Source organism: Streptomyces sp. SPB074 (genome assembly GCF_000154905.1).
GTDB lineage: Bacteria > Actinomycetota > Actinomycetes > Streptomycetales > Streptomycetaceae > Streptomyces.
The window spans coordinates 2905934-2909119 of record NZ_GG770539.1; the positions used below are offsets into that span (position 1 = coordinate 2905934).

The 3186-nt window shown below is 75.9% G+C and carries 2 protein-coding genes and 1 pseudogene; all 3 read right to left on the bottom strand.

Annotation, left to right across the window (positions count from 1 at the left end):
- A pseudogene (locus SSBG_RS34550) lies at window positions 1-133 on the bottom strand (tRNA lysidine(34) synthetase TilS); the annotation flags it as partial.
- A 336-nt stretch (window positions 134-469) separates the two neighbouring features.
- Window positions 470-1639, bottom strand: a complete 1170-nt coding sequence (locus SSBG_RS11900) for a zinc-dependent metalloprotease (protein WP_037869547.1) — start codon at window positions 1637-1639, stop codon at window positions 470-472.
- Between the two features lie 72 nt (window positions 1640-1711).
- Window positions 1712-3186, bottom strand: a 1475-nt coding sequence (gene dacB, locus SSBG_RS34555; RefSeq protein ID WP_086023048.1) for a D-alanyl-D-alanine carboxypeptidase/D-alanyl-D-alanine-endopeptidase, incomplete at its 5' end; no start/stop codon positions are given.

Genomic DNA, 3186 nt, shown 5'->3' on the forward strand with positions numbered 1-3186 from the left:
CGGCCATCGCGGGGGGCTCGGGGTCGGGGCGCGCGGGGCGCGTGCCGGGGCCGGCCGCGTGCTCGCTGAGGATGTCGTGCAGGGCGCGGCGGACCGCCAGACGTATCGCCGCGACCGCGGGATGGGGACCCATGTCCGTGTTCCCTTCGTTGGAGCGCGTGTGCCCCCGGGGGGCCGGGGCGGGGAGGGGACGGGCGGGCGGCGCGCGGGCGCACGGCGTTCGTCCACCACCCCGGTTGTCACGCAGGGTGCGTAGATGGTGACAGAAGGGGGCCCTTCTTCGAGCATCGCACGCCCGCCGGGGGCTCATGGTCCCTCGGATGGGTGATTACCGGGGCGTTTCGCTGCCGCCGGGACACGTGCGGGGCTCGTTCTCGGGTAACGGGCGGCGGGCACCTGTGGTCACGCCCCGTCAGGTCCCGTTCTTCCGCCCGCCCGTGTCCCGTCGGCCGCCGCTCCCGGTCCCCCGTCAGCTCCCCGCTTCCCCGCCGGTCTCCTCGGCGGTGTCCTCGCCCTCGCCGTGGACACGGGCGATCCACTCGGCGGGGTGGTGGATCTCGCGCTTCGTCGGGAGGGTGTTCGGGGAGGTCCACACGCGGTTGAAGCCGTCCATGCCGGTCTCCGTCACGACGGCGCGGACGAAGCGTTCGCCGTCGCGGTACTGACGGAGCTTCGCGTCGAGGCCGAGGAGGCGGCGCAGGGCGAGGTCGACGCGGCTGGCGCCCTTGGCGCGGCGTTCCTGGAACTTCTCGCGGATCTCGCCGACGGAGGGCACGACGGCGGGCCCCACGCCGTCCATGACGTAGTCGGCGTGCCCTTCGAGGAGGGACATGACGGCGGTGAGGCGGCCGAGGATCTCGCGCTGCGCGGGGGTCTGGACGAGTTCGACCAGCGAGCCCCCGTCCTCGTCGTCCGCGCTGTCCTGCCGCTTCTCGCGGCCCTCGCGGTCCAGGAGGGAGCGGACGGTCTCGCCGAGGCGGTCGGCGAAGTGGCCCGGGTCGAGTTCGGTCTCGTCCAGGAAGCCGCGGATCTCGTTCTCCAGGTGGTCGCGCAGCCAGGGCACGCCGGTGAACTGGGTGCGGTGGGTCTCCTCGTGGAGGGCGACCCAGAGGCGGAAGTCGCGCGGGTCGACGCCGAGTTCGCGTTCGACGTGCACGATGTTCGGCGCGACGAGGAGGAGCCGGCCGCCGCCCGCGCCGCCGGGGAGTTCGCGCGAGGGCGGGGCGAAGGTCTCGTACTGGCCGAGGACGCGGGAGGAGAGGAAGGAGAGGAGGACGCCGAGTTCGGCGCCGGTGACCTTGCCGCCGAGGGCGGTCACGATGCTGGAGGAGCCGCCCTCGTTCCTGCGGCCCTGCATCTTGTCGAGCAGCGGCGCGAGGAGCGAGCGGAACCCGGCGACGTTGGCGCGGACCCAGCCGGGCCGGTCGACCACGAGGACGGGCGTGTCGGCGGACGGCGGGGGGTTCATCCGGGTGTGGGCGCGGACGTGCTCCTCGGCGGACTTGGCGTGCGCGCGCAGTTCGGCGACGACCGCGCGGGCCTCGTCGCGGCTCACCTCCGGGCCCGGGCGCACGAGGCGGGTCGCGGTGGTGACCGCGAGATTCCAGTCGACCATGGAGGGACCACCGAGGCTCGTCATGTGTCAACGGTACGGGGTTTCGCGGGCGGGGAGGAGGGGGCCGGGCCCGGCGGCGGGCGAGGGGGAGGCGGGTCAGCTCTCCGCGAGGGCCGTCGCCATCTTGTCCAGCGCGGCCTGGGCCGCCATGGGGTCGGGGGCCTCGTGGCTCATGAAGGCGAAGCCGAGGAGGCGGCCGGAGCGGGTGACGACGGTGCCGGCGAGGGTGTTGACCCCGGTGAGAGTGCCGGTCTTGGCGCGGACGAGGCCGGTGCCCGCCTTGTTGTGCGCGGCGGTGTAGCGGCTCGCGAGGGTGCCGGTGAACCCGGCGACGGGGAGGCCGGTGAGGACCGGGCGCAGTGCGGGGCGGTCCTTGGCGGCGGCCTCGGCGAGGAGCGCGGTGAGGAGCTTCGGGGTGAGTCTGTCGGCGCGGTCGAGGCCGCTGCCGTCGTGGAAGGACGTGCCGCCGACGGGGAGGCCCAGTTTCGCGATCCGGTCGCGAACGGCCCCGGCACCGCCCTTGAAGTCGGCCTTCGCGCCGGTCGCGAGGGCGGTCTGGCGGGCGAGGTGCTCGGCGATGTCGTTGTCGGAGTAGGTGAGCATCCGCTCCACGATGGTGGCCAGCGGCGCGGAGGAGACGGAGGCGAGCTTCCCGTCCCCGGCCTCCCCGCCGTCCCCGGCGCCCTTTCCGCCCCCGGCGCCCGTCCCGCCGCCGTCCCCCGCGCCCGCCTTCCCGTCCCCGGCCGCTCGCGACGGCTTCCCGGCGGCCTTCGCCCCGCCCTTGCCGGACTCCTTGCCGGACTTTTTGCCCGGCTCCTTCGCCGGGGACTTCTCGCCGTCGCCCGTCTCGACCTCGTCCGTGAGCCTCACGCCCGCCGCCGAGAGGAGCGCGTGGAAGCCGCGGGCGGCGTCGAGCGCGGGGTCGGTGCTGCGGTCGGCGGGGCCGTGGTCGCTGGAGTCGAGGCGGCCCTCGTCGGCGATGAGCGGGGTGACGGGGGCGAGGTTCTCGTTGGGCCCTATGGGGTGCCGGGTGGTGCCCGTGTACCGGGAGGTGTCGTAGACGAGGGTGTACGTGCCCCGGCCGGGGCCGAGCGCGGCGGCGGTGCGGGTGGCCAGGGTGCGCAGGCTCGCGTACGCGCCGGGGTGGGCGCGGGCGGTGAGGGTGGGGTCGCCGCCGCCGACGAGGACGAGGCGGTGGCCGTCCTTCTCGACGCGGGTCTCGATGCGGTGCCCGGGGCCGAGGGCGTCGAGGGCGGCCACGGCGGTGGCGATCTTGGTGACGGAGGCGGGGGTCGCCGAGGCGGTGGCACGGTCCCCGTAGACCTGCTCGCCGCTCGTGAGGTCCACGACGGAGGCGGCGGGGCCCTTGCCGAGCGCGTGGACGCCGAGCAGCGGGTCGAGGCGCCCGGCGAGGGCCGGGCCGCGGCCCCCCGCGGTGTCGCCGCCGCCGGTGCGCAGCCCGTCGAGCACGGGGCTCGCGCTCGGGGCCGGGGAGGGGAGCCCGGCGGAGGTGAGGGGGCGGTGCTTCCGGGCGGCCTGCGGACCGGCGGCCCCCGGGGCGGGGCTCGCGG

Excerpts from the sequence above, each read along its gene's own strand:
- SSBG_RS11900 (WP_037869547.1), bottom strand. The coding sequence starts at position 1,639 with ATGACGAGCCTCGGTGGTCCCTCCATGGTCGACTGGAATCTCGCGGTC.